We start from the raw sequence: 21013 nt of genomic DNA, 5'->3' as shown, positions 1-21013 counted from the left end.
GTAGTGGTAATGGTGAAAAATAATGATGGAAAGATACTTCTTGTGGACCATCCGTATCGGGGATGGGAGTTCCCTGGAGGATATGTAAATCGAGGGGAGACAATAAAAGAAGCTGCAATTAGGGAAGTGGAAGAGGAAACGGGTATTCATATAATTATTACAGAATTATTGGGTATTGAGCAAGATGCGGAAAAAATGACATGTGTAATTGTATTAGAAGGGGCGACGGTCAGTGGAGAATTGGTCCATTCCGATGAACATAAAGGGGTTGAATACTTTTCGCTTGATGAAGCTCTTAACAAAATGGAAATACAAAAATATAAGGAAAGGCTTAAACGTTGTGTAATGGAGGAGAATATTCCTTTTATCCTTTGACAAAAGTAAAAATGTTTTTTAATCGAAGTAAATTTATAGGTAATATGAATGTTTGTATATAGTCGGTATAGGTTGCATGAGAAACGTCGCTTAGAACATATTGTAGAATACAAAAAAGAACTTGGTGTTGTCTGAAAAAAGGATCTGTACATAAGGGCATAATGCCATTGTACAGATCCTTTTTTTATTCTTAGTGAAAAGACTGTTTAATATCCTTTCTCATAATTAACTAAATTTGTACTTGGAACACCTTTTTGTAAATAATGTTTTAAGTTGGGGATAAATATATCCTCAATCACTCTGGATTCATAATGCTCGGTTGAACCTGCAGTATGTGGTGTAATAATGACATTTTCAAAATTCCAAAGTGGACTATTTTCTAATAAAGGCTCTTTTTCGAAAACATCTAATCCTGCGCCAGCAATTTGTTTTGTTCCAAGTGCGTAGATGAGATCATCTTCGTTTACTATTTCTCCTCGCCCAATATTAATAAAAATGGCGGTGTCTTTCATTAATTGAAACTGATCTTTATTAAACATATGATAAGTTTCACTCGTTAGAGGAGCTGTCACCACGATATAATCACAAAGTGGAAGAACAGAATTGATATGCATCATATTATATACTTTATCAAAATACTCTTCTGATTTGTCTGACTGACGAATCCCAATTACTTTCATATTAAATGCTTTAGCAATCTTCGCTGTTTCCTTTCCTATTGCTCCAACTCCTACAATGCCTATTGTTTTCCCATGTATTTCTAAACTTAAATTTTCATGATGCCATTTTTTAATTTGTTGGTTTTTAATATATGTATGGATTTTCCTCGTTAGTGCTAACATGAGGGAAAAGATTGTTTCAGAAATTGGATAAGCATGGACGCCGCTTGCAGTCGTTAATAGAATGTCTCTTTCTTTCATATGATGCAATGGTAGGCTATCTACGCCTGCACTCCAGCTTTGTAGCCAACGAAGCGAAGAATTCTGTTCTAGACAATTTTCTTTTATTTCTTTTTTCCAACCAACAATAACTTCTGCATGATTTAAATGTTCCTTCCAAGTCTTTGGATCTTTCCCTGAAAAAATTTCCCACTCTGGAATAAGAGTCTTTATCTTTGCTTGTAGCTCTTGATGGATATTTTGTGTAATCACCAATTTTCTCTTTGACACGTTTCTCCCTCATTTCTATTGTTCGAATACTTTAATTATACATAAAAACAATGAGTATTTTGGTAGTAAGAACTTGATTATTCTTTTATTGCAGATAGCTGTTTTTGTTTCGTCGTTTACAGTTAAGCAAGACGTTTAGAAAGCTTACAAAAAAAAACATCAAGCGCTTTTTAACACTTGATGTTTTATAAATTATTTTAGAATTTTAACTTTTACGCTTTTTCGTCCCCATTGAATGGCTTTTTGTTGTGAAGAAAAGAAGACATCAATTTTTTTACCTTTCATAGCCCCGCCAGTATCACCAGCAATTGCATTTCCATATCCTTCAACATAAACCTTTGTTCCAAGTGGAATCACTTTAGGATCAACAGAAATTACTTTCATATTAGGATTCTTTTTTAAATTTATGCCAGTTGCTGTAATTCCACTGCAACCTTTACAGCTTCCTGTATATGCAGTAGCTGTAACAGTGAATTCCTTAACTACATTACTACTAGTTGAAGCAGCAGTCGTAGTTATCTCCTTCGTATTACTAGGAGCAATTACTAATTTTTGATTTGGAAGAATTTTATCCGATTTAAGATGATTCCATTGCTTTAATTGACTAACCGTTACTTTATTTTGTTGAGCAATTTTCCACAATGAATCTCCACTTTTTACTGTATATGTATTTGTGCTTGCAAATCCCGCACTTGATATTCCGACACTTAAGCATAATGCTGTACTGATAGATATAATAAACTTTTTCAAAGAAGTCGACCCCTTTACTCTGTTTGTCATGTTAAAACAATAACATGGAAATATAACAGTTATGTTTCAGAGGTGTACTAATTCTATTACATCTTTTTTTCAGATGCTATTTTCATAGTTACATGTATAGAAGGATCCATAAATAGTTAAGTATTTTTTAAGATTTCATCTATATTCTAAAATCACTGAAGATAAATGGAGGAGGGGAAAAGTTGATTAAATATGCAAAGGGCAGAAGTGAATTAAAATATGCCGTTACAAAAGCGGACTGTTATTTATTAAGAAGAAATCTTCAATTTGTTATGCGGCCAGATCCACATGTAATGAAGGATGGGAAATATTTAATCCGTAGTGTGTATTTTGATAACCTCGAAAACAAAGCACTCAATCAAAAAAAAGAAGGTTTGAAGCATCGTGATAAGTATCGTGCTAGGCTTTACAATTATAAAACTGATTTTATTCAGCTTGAAAAGAAAAGTAAGCAAAATGACATAACCTATAAGGAAAAATGCCAAATGACCGCAATGGAATATGAGCGGGTCCGGTTAAGTGATATCAAATGGATGGAAAATGATTCAAGAAAGCTCATTCGAGAATTATATGTCCAGATGACCTTATATCAAATTAAACCAACGACTGTTGTAGATTATGAAAGAGAAGTGTTTACCTATGAATATGGCAATGTAAGAGTTACGTTTGATAGTGAAGTAAGGACAAGCTTAAGAAATATTGATTTTTTAAACCCTGAATTACCGATGGTTCCTGCTTTGGATCCAAATATTGTTATTCTTGAGGTGAAATATGATGAGTTTTTGCCTGACATTATCAAACAATTATTACAAATTGGAGATACGATGAGGACATCGTATTCCAAATACCAACTAAGTAGAAATTATGTTTAAGGAGGATAACATAAATGAATACAACAACGAAAACAACTTTTAATGATATATTCAAATCTAGCTTTTTGGAGAATACAAGTAGCTTCTCTATTATCGATTCTCTTATTGGAATTATTGTCGCTTTTGCAGTAGGTCTATTTATATATATGGTCTATAAAAAGACATTTTCAGGGGTGATATACTCCCATAGTTTTAATATTTCACTAATTATTATGACGATGGCCACGGCTCTTATAATTATGGGGATTTCTACGAATATCATTTTATCACTTGGTATGGTTGGTGCTTTATCGATTGTCCGTTTTCGAACGCCAATTAAAGATCCAATGGATCTTGTGTATCTTTTTTGGACTGTTGCGTCCGGAATTCTCTGTGGAGCAGGACTAATTCCACTAGCTATTATAGGGGCACTAGCAATTGGATTGGTACTGATATTCTATGTGAACCGATTAACCGTTGAAAATCCTTACCTATTAATTGTGAAGTATACCAATGAAGGCATTGAAAAGAACATTGAAGAAATCGTCTCAAAACAGGCGAAAAAATATACTGTGAAATCAAAATCAGTAATGGGGCGAGACCTAATTGAACTTACTTATGAAGTAAGATTAAAGAAAGAACAAGATGCTCAATTCATTAATAGTATCAAGAGATTAGACAGTGTGAATTCAACTGTCATGTTAAGTTATGACGGGAATTTTACCGCATAAAGAACTTTTCGCTATAGAAATAAAAATAAAATAGTGAAAGGAGAAATGTGGTTTGAAAAATAAATATATCATCGGATCGTTTCTATTTTTACTCCTGCTTTTTATTATTATTATGTTCGTACTACCGAATAGTAATATTGAAAAGACTGCGATGAATAACGAATTTATGACAAAGGTTTTTGATAAAAGTAAAGTAACAACTGTAGATATAGTTTTGAATGATCAGGATTTACAAGACATTTTGGACAATCCACTTGATGAAGAAATGGTGAAAGCATCCGTAGTTATTAATGGAAAAAAGATGAATAATGTCGGTATTCGTACAAAAGGTAATATGACATTACGATCTGTAGCGAATATGGAAGATTCCAATCGATATAGTTTCAAAATTGATTTTGATAAATATGAAGATCAGAGTCTATATGGTCTTCGGAAGTTAAATTTAAATAATGGGTATTCAGATTCCACGCAAATAAGAGAGTATATGTCCTATGCTCTCATGGAAGAGATGGGAGTCCCTACACCGCAATATTCTTATATGTATGTCACTATAAATGGAGAAGAATACGGTTTATATTTAGGGGTTGAAGCTATCGAAGAGCCGTTTTTACAAAATCATTTTACAAACAGTACAGGTGATTTATATAAGCCAGATGGAGTTGGAAGTGATTTAAAATGGATTAGTGATGACATTGATGATTATTCAGGATTGGATTTAAAGACAAATACCGAGAGCTCTGATCAATCTGCAATGATGAAAATGCTAAAGGAAATAAATACCAATAAAAACATTGAGAGTTCGATAAATATTGATGAAATGCTTAGGTATTTCGCAGCAAGTACAGCCCTTGTAAATTTAGACAGTTATCAGGGAACAATGAAGCATAATTATTACTTATATGAGGAGGATGGTAAATTTTCAATTTTGCCATGGGACTTGAACATGGCTTTTGCTGGCTATCCAGTTGGTAATAGACCTACAGGGCAAATGGCTAACAATGAAAAAAATGTGGATACTGCTCAAAATGCCTATGAAGGGGATCCTTCAAATTATAAGAATCAAGGGCCCGGTAATATGGGAGGTATGGGTTCTAATTTAATGAGTGAAGAGAATATTAATTTCAGTATTTCATCTCCAGTCTCAGGAGTGACATTAGAGGATCGTCCATTATTAAATGCCTTACTCTCCAATGCTCAAAATCGGAAAGCGTTTAATAACTATTTAAAGGAAATAGCTAATGGTTTTTTCTCAGAGAAAAATATGAATGAAATGACGAGTAAACTATCAGCACTATTGAAACCATATATTGAAAAAGACCCTACAAAGTTCTATACTGTTGAACAATTTGAAGAAGGAATATCCGGGGAGAATAGTTTAGTTGCATTCGCAGCAAAACGGGCTGAATCAATACTTGCTCAGATTTCAGGAGAACTAGTTGTGCAGACAAGTTCATCGCTAGCTAAAGGTTCAACAAAAATTGAAAATAGCGCCCAAAATTCAAATAAGATTGAAGAGAATCAGAAAAAGGATAATGAAGACCAATCTGTGAAAAATGGAGCTCAACCAAATATGGGAAATGGTCAATTAAATGGAAACATGCAACCACCGGATATGGAAAAAGCCGAAGGAAATGGAAACATGCAACCACCAAATATGGGGAATGGAAATATTGGTCCAATTGAAAGAGGGGATAGGAACAATAGGAATTATTCATTAGACACTGCAACTTATTCTAAGGAAACCATAGCTATATATTCAATCTTCTTTTTGCTACTAATTGGTGGAATGATCTTTGTCTTTCGATTTAAAAGAAGAAAATAATTATCCATTATATATGTATGAAATCTAGAATGCTTTTTCCAGCAATCAATATAGTTGGATATTTCATAAAATAGTATTACAATGGGGCTGTCTTACAAATGGGCAGCTCCGTTTGTATTGGACTAAATTATTTTTTTCTGCCATTTGTAAATACTAATATAGTCTATTAATAAAGTTTATATTGAATAAAAGGAGAATACGTATGAAGGCAATTATTGTAGATGAACAAACGAATCGAATGTCTGTTGGAGAATGGGAAGAACCTAAAGTCGGTACAAATGAATTATTAATCGATATAAAAGCAACGGCTATTAATCGTGCAGATGTTTTACAAAAGTATGGAAAATATCCTGTTCCACCAGGGGTAACACCAATAATGGGCCTTGAAATGTCTGGTATTGTAGAAGAGGTAGGTTCATCAGTAAGAGGTTGGAATAAAGGGGATCGCGTATGTGCATTATTACCTGGTGGGGGATATGCTGAGAAGGTTACCATCCCTGCTGATATGGCAATCAAGATTCCAGATGATTTTTCATTTGAAGAGGCTGCAGCAATTCCAGAAGTGTTTTTAACTGCATATTTAAATCTTTTTGAGCTTGGTCAACTAGAAAAAAATCAAACAGTATTAATTCATGCAGGAGCAAGTGGTGTTGGAACTGCAGCAATTCAGCTAGCACGCGAAGCTGGTGCTACCATTATTGTTACAGCAGGAAGTGAGGAGAAGCTTAGCCTTTGTAAAGAGCTGGGAGCTCATTATACAATTAATTATAAAAAGGACAACTTTGCAGAAAAAGTAAGTGATATAACAGAAGGAAAAGGTGTGGATTTAATATTAGACTTTATTGGTGCATCCTATTTTGAAAAAAATATTGAGTCCTTAAAAATTGAAGGTCGATTAATTTTAATTGGAACATTAGGTGGAAGTCGGCTAGAAATAGATTTAATGTCATTAATGATCAAACGGATAAAAGTATTTGGCAGTACATTACGTTCACAAACACCTGCTCAAAAAGAGAGCTTAACGAAAAAATTCGTGGAATTTGCTATGCCCCTTCTAACAAATAAACGTATTTCACCTATCATCGATTGTGTATTCCAGCTTCATGAAGTAAATGAAGCCCATGAAAAAATGGAGAGAAACGAAAATAAGGGTAAGATTATATTAAAGATTAATTAATATATATAAGTTCAGAAGGAAAATAAAAGGGGTCTGCCCCCATCATACGATATTTATTACGAAAAAGATGAAATTCGTTCTAAATACCGTATGTTAAGTGGTGTCAGACTCCTTCATAGACAACCTATTTATGCTTTTTGAACATTTGTTGCTTGTGGTCCGCGTGCGCCTTCTTCGATTTCAAAGGTTACAGTTTGTCCTTCTTCGAGGGTTTTGAACCCTTCCCCTTGAATTGCTGAGAAGTGAACGAATACATCGTCCTGTCCCTCTACCTCGATAAAACCGAATCCTTTTTCTGCATTGAACCACTTAACTTTACCAGTTACCATTTATATACCTCCAAAATTCGGATATTTACTAATCTCGTTCAAACATGAATAGTTTTCATACGTAAAGTTAAATATCCATAAATAAGTAAATACACAATATATTTTTGGCACAAATACTCAAAGTATACATAAAAAAATAAAAAATAATTGTTGAAGGGAAAATAAATGAAATATTAGACAATTGCCAAAGATTATTATATAATCACAAATACGTCTTTGAACTTTCAAAAAGATAGAGAAGTCATGAATTAGTTGAGAATTCATGGCTTTTTCCTGTCTATAATGTGATAAATGAACAAAAAAAGGGAGGGAAGGGAATGTCTAAGGCACATCCTGATTATGAAAATGAAACGGAAAGGCTCGATTTTACAAAAAAGTATATGAATGTTGTCATCCAAGCGTCAGAATCTAATGAAGAAACATTTAGGGAAAACCTAAAGCAATCATTAGAAGGTATGGATATAAAGGATAGTAGTTTTAGCTATATGACCATGTTGACGAATTCGAATCTCTTGCAACGTACAGGAGACGAGTTAAAAAGGCTAAAAAAGTTTAGGAACAAGCCTTATTTTGCAAGAATCAATTTTTTACAAGAGAATGTGAACCAGGAAGAACATTTATATCTGGGAAAAGTCTCATTATTCGATAAAGAAACGCAGCAGCCGATTATTGTGGACTGGAGATCACCTATTGCCAACTTATATTATGATGGCCGATTAGGAGAGGTATCCTATGAGTCTGAAGGTGATACGTACCATGGTTTTTTATCATTAAAACGACAATTTATTATCGAAAATGGCGAATTACAGGAAATTCGAGATATCGATTTAACGACAACAGATGAATTATTGCAAATGTCTCTATCAGAAAGTGCTAGCAATCGTTTAACAGAAATTGTATCGACCATTCAAGAAGAACAAAATAATATTATTCGTGCAGATTTAAATAGACCGATAATTGTCCAAGGAGCGGCGGGAAGTGGAAAAACAACGATTGCTCTTCACCGTATTTCTTATTTCATTTATACCTTTGCAGAAAAGTTTACAGCTGATCAATTAATGATCTTAGCACCGAACCGCTTATTTATCGACTACATCTCAGAAGTCCTTCCTGAACTTGGTGTTGAAAATATTTTACAAACAACCTTTGTTGATTATGTACGTTCCTGTATTGGGAAAAAAATCAAACTAGTTCCTCCAGACGATAAGCTACTTCGTTTTATTAACCAAGAAATAGATAATCCCGAATTGGTAAAATGGATGTCGGAATTTAAAGGCTCTTTATTATTTAGAGACATTATTGATCGATATCTAGAAGACATACTTAAAACACTACTTCCGACTGAAGATTTTTATGTATCAAAGTTTCGTCTATATCATGCGATGAATTTAAGACAGTTAATAGAATACGAATATCGGTACCTACCTTTCTATCAAAGAATTGACAAAGTTAAGCGTGTCTTACAAAACCATGTCCGCACTGAAAAGAAAAGGATGATTGATAAAGTTACTAAATTTTACGATGGTAAATTAGAAAAAGCACTATATAGTAAAGTGAACTCTGAAAAGAGAAAGGCATACATATCAAAAGCTTTAGATAAAAAGGAGGAAGCCCTGAATGATATTAAGAAAGAAGCTAGGGTCGCTGTCAATCGATATATAAAAAAGCTACCAAAGCATGATTTATTTTATTATTTTAAGCAGCTTCTTACCAATAAGGAAATATTCGAAAAATATGCGGATGGTTTAATTGATGAGGATAAAATTGAGTTTTTCATTCATTATCAAATGAAATTAATGTCTAAAAACATGTTTGAAATAGAAGATTTGGCATCCTTGTTATATTTACAGGGAAAAATATTTGGAATTGATCAGCAGTTACGTGTGAAGAACATCGTTATAGATGAAGCGCAAGATTATAGTTATTTTCAATTATTTGCTTTAAAAAGTGTATTAGAAACGGATATGTTTACAATTGTTGGGGATCTAGCGCAAGGTATTCATTCGTATCGAGGTATTAAAGATTGGAGTATCGTTCAAAATGAGATTTTTCCAAGAGCGAGCTATAAAACCCTTCAAAAAAGCTATCGGACAACTGTTGAAATTATGGAAGCTGCTAATCAAATCCTAAAGTTACTGAAGTTAGAACTACCAATTGTAGAACCTGTAGTGAGACATGGACAAAAGCCTTTATTCCACACAATTTCAACAAAAATCGATGCCATTCGATTAATGGAACAAGAGATTAATCAATTGTATAAAAGAGGTATGAAAACTGTAGCAATAATAGGAAAAACGAATAAAGAATGTCAGGAATTAGCTAAGCTATTTAAAAAGCACTCATCCCTTTCGATTCAAGTTTTAAAAGAAAATCAAGAAATCCATAAAGATGAAATCGTCATTGTCAGCTCAAATTTATCAAAAGGTTTAGAGTTTGATGCAGTTCTCATCTGCTCTTTAGATGATTCATTTCTGGATTCTGAAATTGATATAAAATTATTATATGTGTCGATGACTAGGCCATTGCATCATTTGTCTTTATATGGTAAGGATTTAACTTGCTTCTTACTAGATCAAGTAAATGAAGATGTAATCATCAAATTATGAGGAAACGTGCTGTTGGAAACCTTCTTTCTAACAGCACGCCTTTAGTATTCTATCTAAAACTCTCCTAAAAATATTTGGCTGCAAAAGTGAAATTATGTCACTTTAAATGAAGGAAAATTGCGAAAATTGTCGTATTACTAACGTTAATATGACAGAATCGGGGAGTAATACTTATATGGAAAAATTGATTTTACATGTGCTTTTTATTTTATTGCCTGTACATATTTATAGTGTTTTTCTTGAGAATAAGAAGGCAGGTCAATCTCCATATATTTTAGGTATAGTAAATAGTTTATGTGCAATTTTAACGATGTCATTTTCAATCTCTGCATTTAGTTTGTATTGGGATTTACGTTATATCCCGTTAGTTATCTCCATTTTTTATTATGGTCCCATTTCTGGCTTCATTGTATTTCTTACCATTTTAATTGAACGAATGATTATAGGTGGTGAGGGTGTATGGATAGCTTATATATGCCTTATCGTAGCCGTACTATTTCCTATGTATATTAGAAAGAAATTTAACCACAGTTCAAGAAGAAAAAAGATTTTCCTAGCTACAATATCTGGAATCCTAATTGCTTTAGGTCAATTAGTCATTACATACACTTACCTTTATTTTCATTATGGACAACAACTGAATGGAATAAAATTATTTTTTATTGTACTTGTTTATGGTGTAATACAAACCTTTGGGATATTAATTTCTACTTTATTACATGAAAAAATACTAGAAAAGAAGCTGTTGCAACAAGAGATTATTCGTGCGGAAAAACTAAATACTATGGGGGAAATGGCAGCATCCATTGCCCATGAAATTCGCAATCCATTAACAGTAGTAAAGGGATTTCTCCAATTAATGCAAAAACAAGAAAAAAACGATAACCTTCAATACCTTACTCTCATTTTAAGTGAATTAGCTAGGGCAGAGCTAATTATTAATGATTATTTAAATTTTGCTAAACCTCAGTATAAAAAGGTAGAAGAAATTCAGTTGGGGGATACCCTATTTCATGTTGTCACATTAATTGAATCTCTAGCCCTTAAAAATGGAGTGAAGCTGGAATTTTATGGGGAAAAGAACCCGATAATTCTAGCAGATCGAAACCATCTTATTCAAGCGTTCATCAATCTTATTAAAAATGCAATTGAAGCAACTCCGAATAAAGGAAGTGTTACAGTAAAAATAGATGAAGACAATGATTATATCTATATTAAGATTTTAGATACTGGTAAAGGGATGTCAAAAGAACAATTATCTAAAATTGGAACCTTATACTATACAACGAAGGACAAGGGGACGGGGATTGGAACAACTGTATCATTAAAATTTATTGAGGAAATGAAGGGGAAGGTTACCTATCAGAGTACCCTAAATGTAGGTACGGAGGTAACAATCCTTTTTCCACGGATCAAAATATAGGTTTCTATTGTGGGACTTTAAATGTCTGTGCCAGACACTTCTCACCACTTTCAATGACGATATTTTCCGAGTACTCTATTTGCATTTCTTTGAAAAGAGATTTCCAAAATTGGATGGCATTTTGATTCTTTTCCAATTGAACAACGTAATAGGTTCCTGGATAAGCAGAAATTAGTTTCTTTACGGCTTGTCCAGCAAAACCTCTTTCTCGATATTGGGTGAAAATAAATATATCATTAACGCAATAATCGATAGTCTCGCTTTTTTCTGTTTTAACAAATAGAAGGAAACCGACCACCATTTCATCAAATTTAATAAAATAAGGAACAAGATTTGATTTAGTGAAAAAGTAAGTCAAACTGTCGTATTCAAATATTCCTTGATCATTTGTTTTAAGCTGATTCGTATATTTAGACAAATCATCTAAATAAAAATGGAGCATATTTTCCAAAATACTCTTTTCTTCGAGCTTAACCTCAACCAATTCAATCGACATATGTAAAATCTCCTTTATACAACGATTAAGAAAGTGAAAAAAATGAATACAACGCTTAGTTGTTTCTCCACTGTTCTATCCCTCTGCCACTATTGCTGTCTAAGTTAATTAGGACACCTATGCTTTTCTTATTGTAAAAGAAATTAAAAGAAAAGAGAATAGGTGAACCATTCCCAGTCCTAAATTTAAATAATAGACTATTAGGTTATAGTTGAAATTTACAGAAATGGTTGTTTAACGGGTTTCCGAAAAATATAAGACACGTATATATACAATATAAATTACCCTAATGGATAAAGTGATCTATAATCAGCGACGGACAAAGACTCCAGCTGATTACTAGGTAAACTAATCGGGCAGTACGGACAGTTATTCTACCTGATTTCTACTAGGTTGAAAATCTACTGACGTTTATGCAAGGGGGAAAAACAAGGAGGATAATAATGGAGAAAAGTAATCTTAATAAGGAAAATTCTGCCCCTATCTCTCTTCCTTATTCATTAAAAGGAAAGAATGTAACCATATATAGAGGTGGGCCAGAGTCTAAGACAGGAAGGCTGATTGATGTACAATCTGATTATATTGCACTAGGTACAGAGAATGGGGTTATTTATTATCAGGCTGAACATATTAAAAGCATTAGTGAGGATCCAATCTTTAATTCAATGCAATCAAATTTAATACAAGAGGATAATATTGAATACTATCAGGGCAAGAATTTTGTAGGTATTATGAATAATTTAAAATCCAAACTAGTTCAAATTAATCAGGGAGGACCAGAATCAAAAAAAGGTATATTATTGGATGTCAAGAGTGATTATGCTGTGGTCAGTACAAATGACGATGGAATTGTATATTATAACATTCATCATATAAAGAGTATTATGACTCCTCAAAATAACAATTCACAAATTGGAGATGAAGTAAATAATTTAGTTCGCCAAGAATATATTGGAGCTCCAGAATTTAATCAACTATTTAGGCAAATGACACATGGATGGGTTTCGATTAATCGTCATGGTCCAGAGGCTCTTGAAGGTATCTTAGTTGAAAATACTGATGGATATTTCACCCTTATAAATAATAAAGAATTATACCGAATTCATCCTTTTCATGTAAGGAGTATTAGTTTTGGTCCAAAAGGATTCTTAAAGAAATTAAACAATAAAGAGGATGATAATGCCAAAAATAGTAATGAGACAGAAGAAAAAAATGATAAAGAAAACAATAAAGAAGACAAAAACAATGTAGTAGATACTGATAGTAAAAATAGTCAAATGGAAAAAGGGAAAAATAGCAATAAAACCAATGAAAATAAAGAGGTTGAAGTGGATAGTTCTGGGGAAGAAAATCAACAATTACAAATTAACGATTTGGTTGAAACATTAAATATTCCTTCCGTTGCAGGATTATTTATAAAACAGGTAGTTTTAAAGGGAATGGCTAAAGCTTTAAAGCTATTTTAATATATTATTTCACGAGTTGATAAACCAAGGTGCATTGGTTTTTGACTAGTGCACCAATCTATTGAAAGGAGGATGTAGCTTTGTCAGGAATTAACCAATTAATTGATCAAGAGGTTGAGGTTGAAATTTCCGGAAAAAATCTCATATCAGGCCTATTACTTGATCAGGGACTGGATATAATTGTGATCTATACTGGCAATAAATTTTTATATATTCCACTATTACACATTCAGCACATAAAGGAAAAAGTAGTAAGAGAAATAGTAAGCGAACCACCAGAAGCCTTACTCATGATAAATGAACCGGAACCGATTTCCTATAGAAAAATATTAAATCATGCAAAAGGACAGTTCATAGAATTATTTGTTACGGGGAACAAATCGATTCACGGATATATTACTAGTGTTTTAAATGACTACATTGTTTTTTATTCCCCAGTGTACAAAATTATTTTTATATCGATGCAGCATATAAAATGGTTCACCCCTTATTCAAATCAACTAACACCATATACTTTAGGCAGTAAAGAATTGCCAATTGTTCCTGCAAGTATTCCTTTAGCAAGATCTTTTGATGAACAATTAAAAAAATATGAAGGGCAATTAATAGTCCTTGATTTAGGTGATAATCCAGAGAAAATTGGATTATTAAAAAATGTCTCAAATAACATAATTGAACTTATAACTGCTAATGGCCAAGCTATTTATTGGAAATTTACTCATATAAAAACAGCAAATCTACCGTAAGGGGGTTGTCTATTAAGGGGGCAGACACCTTTAATAGACAACCTCTATAGTTAATTAAAAATGCAAGATTGCTTTCCTTATTTGTCATATAAACTTCTAGTAGTGTATGATAAAGTGAACTTTGTGTTGATTTATAAGAAAGGCTGTTTTTTTATCGTTTGTTGCTTTTGTAAATGTCAAACTGCCGGTTTTTACACTAATAAAAGATTCAACGATTTTTATGGAGATTGCAGCTCTTTTCAGTGAAATGAAAGGTGTAGCAGTCTTCAGCAGCCGATAGTTATTCGTTAAAACTTGAGTTAAATAGCAACAATATTTAAGAAAAGAGCCATAAGAAAAAATGAAAATAGAACTAAAGGAGAGCAATATGACAAGTAATTGGCCATTTTTATCAACTTTAAAACCAAATTTTCAAGGTGCATGGAAGACTGCAGGATTTAATCAGCCTACAGCCATACAAAAGGAAACTGCTGACATGATAATGGAAGGCAAGGATGTTATTGCTAGTTCACCGACTGGAACAGGGAAAACATTAGCCTATGTTCTTCCATTATTAGAAAAGCTAAATACCGATAATAAAAATATACAGACAATCATTCTTGCCCCGTCAAGGGAACTAGTGATGCAAATCCTTCAAGAAATTCAGAATTGGGCCTCAGGAAGTGGGATACTGGCAGCATCATTTATTGGTGGTGCAAATGTAAAGCGCCAATTAGAGAAGCTAAAAAAGAAGCCGCATATCATTGTAGGAACACCTGGGCGAATTTTTGAATTAATAAAACAAAAAAAAATAAAAATGCATGAAGTAAAGACAATCGTTTTTGATGAAGGAGATCAACTCCTTACTCCGGAAAATATGCAAACAATTAATGGGATTGTTAAAGCGACATTAAGTGAAAGGCAACTTCTACTTTTCTCGGCAACACTTCAGGAGCAAACAATCCATACGGCGCGGATGCTGATGAAAGAACCAGAAATAATAAATATTAAGACTTCTGAAAATAAAGAGAAGGTTGAACATATTTATTTTGTATGTGAAGAAAGAGATAAAATGGAGATTTTAGCAAAACTAAATAGAGTAGAATCTATGCAAGCTCTTGTATTTTTTAACGATATTGGAAAGCTAAATGTTATAGCAGAAAAAATGAAATATAAAGGTCACTTGGTTGGAGAATTACATAGTGAATTGAAAAAAGAAGCAAGAGCGAAAGCAATTAGCCAATTACAGTCTGGTGAGTATTCTCTACTTTTTACTACTGAAGTAGCGGCAAGAGGGCTAGATATTGCCAATCTTCCATTTGTAATCCATTTTGATTTACCGGACAATACCTCCCAATATACTCATCGTTCAGGTAGAACAGGAAGATTAGGTCAGGAATCGGGAACGGTTATTTCTATTGTTACATTACGAGAAGAACGAACGTTAAAACAGTTTTGTCGGGAACTTGAAGTGCCTGTCAATCAAAAATATTTGTATGCTGGACACATCGTTGATCAGAGAGGTTAATGGATACATTTGAAATGGGCATCTACACATTTTTTGTCAGTAGATGCTTTTTTATTATTCAGTACCTTGCATTAATCAGTAGTATCGATTATTATATAGTTATTACTAGTGAACAATGTGCAGTAGCTGATATTAATTTGTAGGAGGTGGATTTTTTGAATGTCCAGTTTAAAAAGGGTGTTTTAGAACTATGCGTTCTAATCTTAATTTCTAAAAAGGATCAATATGGCTATGAGTTAGCTCAAAATATATCCAGTAAAATAGAAGTTGCAGAAGGGACTCTGTATCCTTTACTTAGAAGATTAACAAAGGATGATCTTTTAACCACTTATTTATTAGAATCCACTGAAGGGCCACCAAGAAAGTACTATTCAATTACAACAAAAGGCCTTGAATATATGTTTGATTTAATTAGTCAATGGAGGCAATTTTCCGAGGCAGTCAATCAATTTATTACGGAGGGTATGGCGAATGGGGAGAAATGAATTTATAAAAAGTCTAGAAAGCTATTTATCGAAAGTTCCTGAACGTGATCGAAAAGATATGCTTTATGATTTTGAAGAGCATTTTACAATCGGGATTGAAAATGGAAAAACGGAGGAAGAAGTTGTTTTAGAGCTAGGGGATCCACAAATGATTGCTAAGGATTTAATAGCAGAGTATCGAATAAGTGCAGCAGAAAAGGATCGTTCTGTTCCAAATATTACACGTGCGATGATTGCAACGGTTAGTTTAAGTTTTTTTAATATTGTTTTTTTATTGGGGCCCGTTCTAGGACTTATTGGGGTGTATATTGGATTGTGTGTGACTGCAATTGTGATGACGGTTGCTCCTTTATTAGTCGTTTCATGGGGGATATTTACAGGATTTGATTTATTTTTACTGCAATTTTTTGTATCGATTGTGTTATGTGCGATCGGGTTACTTTTAAGTATTGCAATGATCAATATAGGAAAGTTATTTTATTCCGTTATTCTTCGCTATATAAAATTTAATGTAAAGATAATTAAAGGGGGAAAGGCATAATGAAAAAAATGATTTTAGGGGCAATCATTTTACTGATAATCGGTATTATTGGCACGACAGCAAGTTTATATGCAAATAAGGATTCTTTGTTTCATCCGAAAGAGTGGAGTGAAAAGAAATCATTTAGTGGTAAAAACATAAATGAAATTCAAATTGATTCTGGATCTGTGGATGTCGTATTAGAGCCGTCAAATAGTGATGATGTTCAAGTTGATTTATTAGGAAAGGAAACGATAAGAAAAAAAGGGCAGTATAAATTAAAAGTAGACAATGATGGGGACCGTATTAAAATTAAGGTTAAGGAAAAAATTCGCTTTGGAGCTACTTTTTATAGCAGTATAAAATTGTATGTGAAAATTCCTGAGAAAATGTATCAATCATTAGATGTAAAATCCTCATCAGGAGAATTAACTGTAAAGGATATTTCTGCTGGAAATGCAAGTTTTAAAGCAACATCTGGTGATGTAAATGTTAAAAATGGTAAGGTGAATAATAAACTGGTTATTGAATCAACTAGTGGTACAATCGAAGCTGCAAATAATCAGGCAGAAGATTTATTCTTGAAGGCAACGAGCGGGGATATTACAAATGACGATGTAAAAGTTGCCAATCAATTATCTGTTCAAGTTGCAAGTGGTGAAATTAATGTAAATAACAATGAGGCAAAAAAAGTAAAGCTAAAATCTACTTCTGGGGATATAAATGTTGATCAGCTTTTAGCAAAGGAATCAGAAATCAATGCAACATCTGGAAGCATCGTTGTTGATGGCATTAGTGGAACTATTATTGCAAATGCTACTTCGGGAGATATAGAGATTGGACCTAATAAACAAGTTGGAAATATGAATTTAGAAGCAACAAGTGGTACAGTTGAAGTGAGAACAAAGCAACAGACATATCCTTTTGCCATTGATTTTAATGGCGGATCAGGTAGTGGGAAAATTCAAGTTTCTGGAGCAACCTATACTGAAAAAAATGAACATGAAATAAAAGGTAAAATTGGTGATGGTTCGATTCAATTAAAGGTAAAAACGACATCGGGAGATTTTGTTTTAAAATAAGGATCTTTTCTCAAACATTGTTGCGATTTCAGTAAAGTTATAACTAATAAATATCGACTGAGGATCGCTACACATATCATTTTACTGAGAAAAGACTCTCCATAAGAACCGTTAGAATCCTTAATTGGTAGTAAAAGCGGGTAGTTGGGCTTTTATAAAAGCAACAAATTATACGAAAACAGTATAAAATAACAATCAAAATAAGGAGGGAATGAATAATGGAAAATCCATTATTCATTCCCTCCTATGTTTTATAATTAGTCATTAGTTTTAGTATAGTGTTTACAGATCAAAACACCTTTTTTAGGTGTTTACAGATCAAAACACCTTAGTAGTCCAGTTTTCGCAGTTCCATACATCTGTTACGACATCTTGGTAGAATTCAGGTTCATGGCAAATAAGAAGAACACTGCCTTTGTAGTCTTGAAGGGCACGTTTTAATTCGTCCTTCGCATCGACATCTAAATGGTTTGTCGGCTCATCAAGTACTAGGATATTTGTTTCTTTATTAATTAATTTACATAGACGAACCTTTGCCTTTTCCCCACCACTAAGTACCTCAACTTTACTTTCAATATGCTTCGTCGTTAATCCACATTTAGCTAATGCAGCTCGAACTTCATATTGTGTAAAGGAAGGGAATTCATTCCACACTTCTTCAATACACGTATTATAATTCGCCTGTTTAACTTCTTGTTCAAAATATCCTGTTAATTGATAATCCCCACGCTCAACTGAACCAGATAGAGGTTTAATTTCTCCTAGTATACTTTTCAACAATGTTGTTTTTCCAATACCATTTGCACCAACTAGAGCAATCTTTTGGCCACGTTCCATTTGAAGGTTCAATGGTCTTGAAAGTGGTTCATCATAACCAATAACTAAGTCCTTTGCTTCAAAAATCATTTTTCCGGATGTACGTCCCTCTTTAAAGCGGAACTCTGGCTTTGGTTTTTCTGCAGCCAATTCAATAACTTCCATTTTATCTAGCTTTTTCTGACGTGACATTGCCATGTTTCTGGTTGAAACTCTCGCCTTATTTCTTGCTACAAAATCTTTTAGTTCAGAAATTTCTTGTTGCTGCTTTTTATAGGCAGATTCTAATTGTTGTTTCTTCATTTCATATACTTTCATGAAATCATCATAGTCACCAACATATCGATTTAATTCTTGATTTTCCATATGGTAAATTAAATTAATAACACTATTTAAGAATGGAATATCATGTGAAATTAAAATAAAAGCATTTTCATAGTTTTGTAAATAGCGCTTTAGCCATTCAATATGTTGCTCATCTAGATAGTTAGTAGGCTCATCAAGAAGCAAGATATCTGGTTTTTCAAGAAGTAGTTTTGCGAGAAGCACTTTTGTCCGTTGTCCACCACTCAAATCCTGAACATCTCGATCAAGTCCGATGTCATCAAGTCCAAGCCCTCTTGCAATTTCTTCAATTTTGGCATCAATGATATAAAAATCATTGTTAGTTAAAATATCTTGAATGGTTCCCACTTCTTCTAGCATCTTCTCTAATTCTTCCGGTGTGGCTTCACCCATCTTTTCATAGAGTCCATTCATTTCTGTTTCAAGGTCGAATAAATATTGGAATGCACCTTTTAAAGCATCCTTCATGGTCATTCCTTTTTTTAGGACCGCATGCTGGTCTAAGTAACCGACACGGACTTTTTTCGCCCACTCAACCTTTCCTTCATCGGGCTGTAGCTTTCTTGTAATGATATTCATAAACGTAGATTTACCTTCACCGTTGGCTCCAACTAACCCGATATGTTCTCCTTTTAACAAACGAAATGACACATTATTAAAAATAGCACGATCACCAAAACCGTGACTCAAATCTTTTACTGTTAAAATACTCATCTATATACACCTTTTTCAATCAGTTTCTTATTTCACATATAAAAATTATAACTAATAAAGGAGTAGGATTGAAAGTTATTTTTTAGGGATGGACCTAGAAAATATTGTCGTTTAGATAGGTGTAATATGAAGTTGAAGGATAGAGTAATATGATTTTATTTTATAGAAGAACTAAGTAAAGGAGATTGATTGCCTTTGTCGGACAAATAGGCTTTTTAAAATACTCATATTATGTATGGTTTAATAAAAAAAATAACCACATTTAGTGGTTCGATAGATTCAAAGGAATAATTTATGTCTACCATTCACAAATATCTTGCCCTCCTGGAACTTTAATGCAAATAGGGTCTCTATCTGGCGCTGCAGACACAGATGAAACTGCAAAAACAGAAAAAACTAATAAAAGAAATGCAATTTTCTTTTTCACGATATTCACCTCCTAATGAGATTATATAGCAGAGTTGGAATATTTTGCATAATATTTCGATAAATAGTTATAATTACCTACTTAAAGGTATTTATATTTAGTTTAAGCCTCTATCTTGGAATTTTGTATTTAATATTTCTATAGGCGGTACCACTGTGGAAAAATTTTTCTACAAATTTAGGGCTCACTGTTTGCAGCGCTTTTCCCTGTGAATTGATGGTGGTTGACGAGTATTCAAACCTATATTTATCAGTTAACACTTTATCTAAATAGTGAATGTTTGAGAAAAGAGCGTACAGAAAAATAAAAAAAGCATAAAAACAATAGAGACATTTAATGGTTTTATGCTTTCTTTAGATAGATAATCATTACATTGTTTTTAATAAAAGTGGCTGATTGTTTGAATTTTGGTTCATCTCAGTTGTGGAGAAATAGAAATTTAATTTTCCTTCATAAACTAGTTGAAAAGGAGAGGTTGCTTTTAGATCACTTGGAGTAACGAAGGCTAAAGGCTTATTAATGAGAACGACACCCGAGTCTTTTAACACTGATGCAACAAATTGAGAGCAGAAATAGGCATTTTTTCTCTCAATTTCTATATTAAACAGGACTCCAATAAGCCCAATAAGATTATATTTATAGTTTTGCTTATTATTTTCAAAATTTATGATTTTTCTTCTCATTTCTTGATATTGCTTTTCAGAAACCGTACAACTATAAATAGCACATTTAGCATGTTTAAAAAGACCCGTACGAATATTTTCTTTTACAAACCCTCCAATAAAAGGGTTTCTCATATTTTTTCTGCCAAAGCTATATACTTCAACCAGATTATCATCAAAGGCTAATGAAGCGTGGTTGAGTGGTTCTTGAGTAAAAAGCTTTATCATTCTTGTAAACATTGTACCAGTATCGGTTAGTAATAAATAAATTTTACGTTGCTCCACACAATTTTCCTCCTATGTAGAATTGAAATATAGGAAGGGAACATCTTGCTTTAAAGACTCTTTTAAATTGTAAGAACTTCATGATTTTTCCCCTTTATTGGTATCTTATCTCATTTATTCCAGACAGAATACGAACTATCGCAGTAATTATCTTTAAGACCTAAGACTGAGTTAATTAATTAATATTCGTAGTATGATT

20 protein-coding genes are annotated in these 21013 nt (G+C 33.0%); 13 read left to right on the top strand and 7 right to left on the bottom strand.

The window, feature by feature from the left end:
- Positions 1-3 precede the first annotated feature (3 nt).
- On the top strand, positions 4-375 hold the full coding sequence (locus NST63_RS22775; protein ID WP_276513979.1) for an NUDIX hydrolase: 372 nt from the start codon (positions 4-6) through the stop codon (positions 373-375).
- Between the two features lie 206 nt (positions 376-581).
- Here NST63_RS22775 and NST63_RS22770 read toward each other — a convergent pair whose 3' ends face one another.
- Together NST63_RS22770 and NST63_RS22765 are read right to left on the bottom strand one after the other, a co-directional pair.
- On the bottom strand, positions 582-1544 hold the full coding sequence (locus tag NST63_RS22770; protein ID WP_341043800.1) for a D-2-hydroxyacid dehydrogenase: 963 nt from the start codon (positions 1542-1544) through the stop codon (positions 582-584).
- Between the two features lie 192 nt (positions 1545-1736).
- On the bottom strand, positions 1737-2294 hold the full coding sequence (locus tag NST63_RS22765) for a 3D domain-containing protein (protein ID WP_212943745.1): 558 nt from the start codon (positions 2292-2294) through the stop codon (positions 1737-1739).
- 212 nt (positions 2295-2506) lie between these two features.
- Between NST63_RS22765 and NST63_RS22760 the strand changes: the two genes are divergently transcribed.
- From NST63_RS22760 to NST63_RS22745, 4 genes are all read left to right on the top strand, one after another.
- The gene (locus NST63_RS22760; RefSeq protein ID WP_341043799.1) at positions 2507-3196 is read left to right on the top strand and encodes a polyphosphate polymerase domain-containing protein; all 690 of its coding nucleotides are present in this window, start codon (positions 2507-2509) and stop codon (positions 3194-3196) included.
- Positions 3197-3210: 14 nt separating this feature from the next.
- The gene (locus tag NST63_RS22755) at positions 3211-3906 is read left to right on the top strand and encodes a DUF4956 domain-containing protein (RefSeq protein ID WP_341043797.1); all 696 of its coding nucleotides are present in this window, start codon (positions 3211-3213) and stop codon (positions 3904-3906) included.
- Positions 3907-3958: 52 nt separating this feature from the next.
- Complete coding sequence (locus NST63_RS22750; protein ID WP_341043795.1) at positions 3959-5728, top strand: CotH kinase family protein; 1770 nt, start codon at positions 3959-3961, stop codon at positions 5726-5728.
- Between the two features lie 202 nt (positions 5729-5930).
- Complete coding sequence (locus NST63_RS22745; RefSeq protein WP_341043793.1) at positions 5931-6905, top strand: NAD(P)H-quinone oxidoreductase; 975 nt, start codon at positions 5931-5933, stop codon at positions 6903-6905.
- Positions 6906-7033: 128 nt separating this feature from the next.
- Here NST63_RS22745 and NST63_RS22740 read toward each other — a convergent pair whose 3' ends face one another.
- A complete protein-coding gene (locus NST63_RS22740) occupies positions 7034-7234 on the bottom strand; it encodes a cold-shock protein (RefSeq protein WP_058003138.1) in 201 nt (66 codons plus the stop codon).
- A 317-nt stretch (positions 7235-7551) separates the two neighbouring features.
- Here NST63_RS22740 and helD point away from each other — a divergent pair, with 317 nt between their 5' ends.
- On the top strand, positions 7552-9840 hold the full coding sequence (helD, locus tag NST63_RS22735) for an RNA polymerase recycling motor HelD (protein ID WP_341043792.1): 2289 nt from the start codon (positions 7552-7554) through the stop codon (positions 9838-9840).
- Positions 9841-10015: 175 nt separating this feature from the next.
- On the top strand, positions 10016-11263 hold the full coding sequence (locus tag NST63_RS22730) for an ATP-binding protein (RefSeq protein WP_341043791.1): 1248 nt from the start codon (positions 10016-10018) through the stop codon (positions 11261-11263).
- Between the two features lie 4 nt (positions 11264-11267).
- On the opposite strand, the gene NST63_RS22725 is transcribed toward NST63_RS22730, so the two are convergent.
- Positions 11268-11759, bottom strand: a complete 492-nt coding sequence (locus NST63_RS22725; RefSeq protein ID WP_341043790.1) for a GNAT family N-acetyltransferase — start codon at positions 11757-11759, stop codon at positions 11268-11270.
- Positions 11760-12202: 443 nt separating this feature from the next.
- Here NST63_RS22725 and NST63_RS22720 point away from each other — a divergent pair, with 443 nt between their 5' ends.
- The 6 genes from NST63_RS22720 (at position 12203) to NST63_RS22695 (ending at position 17565) form a co-directional block, all read left to right on the top strand.
- The gene (locus NST63_RS22720) at positions 12203-13225 is read left to right on the top strand and encodes a spore coat protein (RefSeq protein ID WP_212943753.1); all 1023 of its coding nucleotides are present in this window, start codon (positions 12203-12205) and stop codon (positions 13223-13225) included.
- Positions 13226-13305: 80 nt separating this feature from the next.
- Complete coding sequence (locus tag NST63_RS22715; protein WP_212943755.1) at positions 13306-13971, top strand: DUF2642 domain-containing protein; 666 nt, start codon at positions 13306-13308, stop codon at positions 13969-13971.
- Positions 13972-14338: 367 nt separating this feature from the next.
- The gene (locus tag NST63_RS22710; RefSeq protein ID WP_341043789.1) at positions 14339-15478 is read left to right on the top strand and encodes a DEAD/DEAH box helicase; all 1140 of its coding nucleotides are present in this window, start codon (positions 14339-14341) and stop codon (positions 15476-15478) included.
- A 155-nt stretch (positions 15479-15633) separates the two neighbouring features.
- Entirely contained in the window at positions 15634-15963 is a 330-nt protein-coding gene (locus NST63_RS22705) for a PadR family transcriptional regulator (RefSeq protein WP_058003131.1), read from the top strand.
- Entirely contained in the window at positions 15950-16504 is a 555-nt protein-coding gene (locus NST63_RS22700) for a DUF1700 domain-containing protein (protein ID WP_212943759.1), read from the top strand. The genes NST63_RS22705 and NST63_RS22700 overlap by 14 nt, the downstream gene beginning before the upstream one ends.
- The gene (locus NST63_RS22695; protein ID WP_341043788.1) at positions 16504-17565 is read left to right on the top strand and encodes a DUF4097 family beta strand repeat-containing protein; all 1062 of its coding nucleotides are present in this window, start codon (positions 16504-16506) and stop codon (positions 17563-17565) included. Before NST63_RS22700 ends, NST63_RS22695 begins: the two co-directional genes overlap by 1 nt.
- A 318-nt stretch (positions 17566-17883) precedes the next feature.
- Here the strand turns inward: NST63_RS22695 and NST63_RS22690 are convergent, their stop codons facing one another.
- From NST63_RS22690 to NST63_RS22680, 3 genes are all read right to left on the bottom strand, one after another.
- The gene (locus NST63_RS22690; RefSeq protein ID WP_078109393.1) at positions 17884-19440 is read right to left on the bottom strand and encodes an ABC-F family ATP-binding cassette domain-containing protein; all 1557 of its coding nucleotides are present in this window, start codon (positions 19438-19440) and stop codon (positions 17884-17886) included.
- Between the two features lie 298 nt (positions 19441-19738).
- Positions 19739-19867: a hypothetical protein gene (locus NST63_RS22685; protein ID WP_276513981.1), complete on the bottom strand. Its 129-nt coding sequence runs from the start codon at positions 19865-19867 to the stop codon at positions 19739-19741.
- A gap of 368 nt (positions 19868-20235) precedes the next feature.
- Positions 20236-20814 carry a hypothetical protein gene (locus tag NST63_RS22680; RefSeq protein WP_139358065.1) on the bottom strand — a complete coding sequence of 193 codons (579 nt, stop codon included), beginning with the start codon at positions 20812-20814 and terminating at the stop codon, positions 20236-20238.
- Between the last annotated feature and the right edge of the window lie 199 nt (positions 20815-21013).

Origin of the sequence: Heyndrickxia sp. FSL W8-0496, assembly GCF_038007825.1 — a bacterium.
Taxonomy (GTDB): Bacteria; Bacillota; Bacilli; order Bacillales; family Bacillaceae_C; genus Heyndrickxia; species Heyndrickxia oleronia.
Note: the sequence above shows the minus strand (reverse complement) of the source record. Positions and strands in the feature narration are given on the sequence as shown.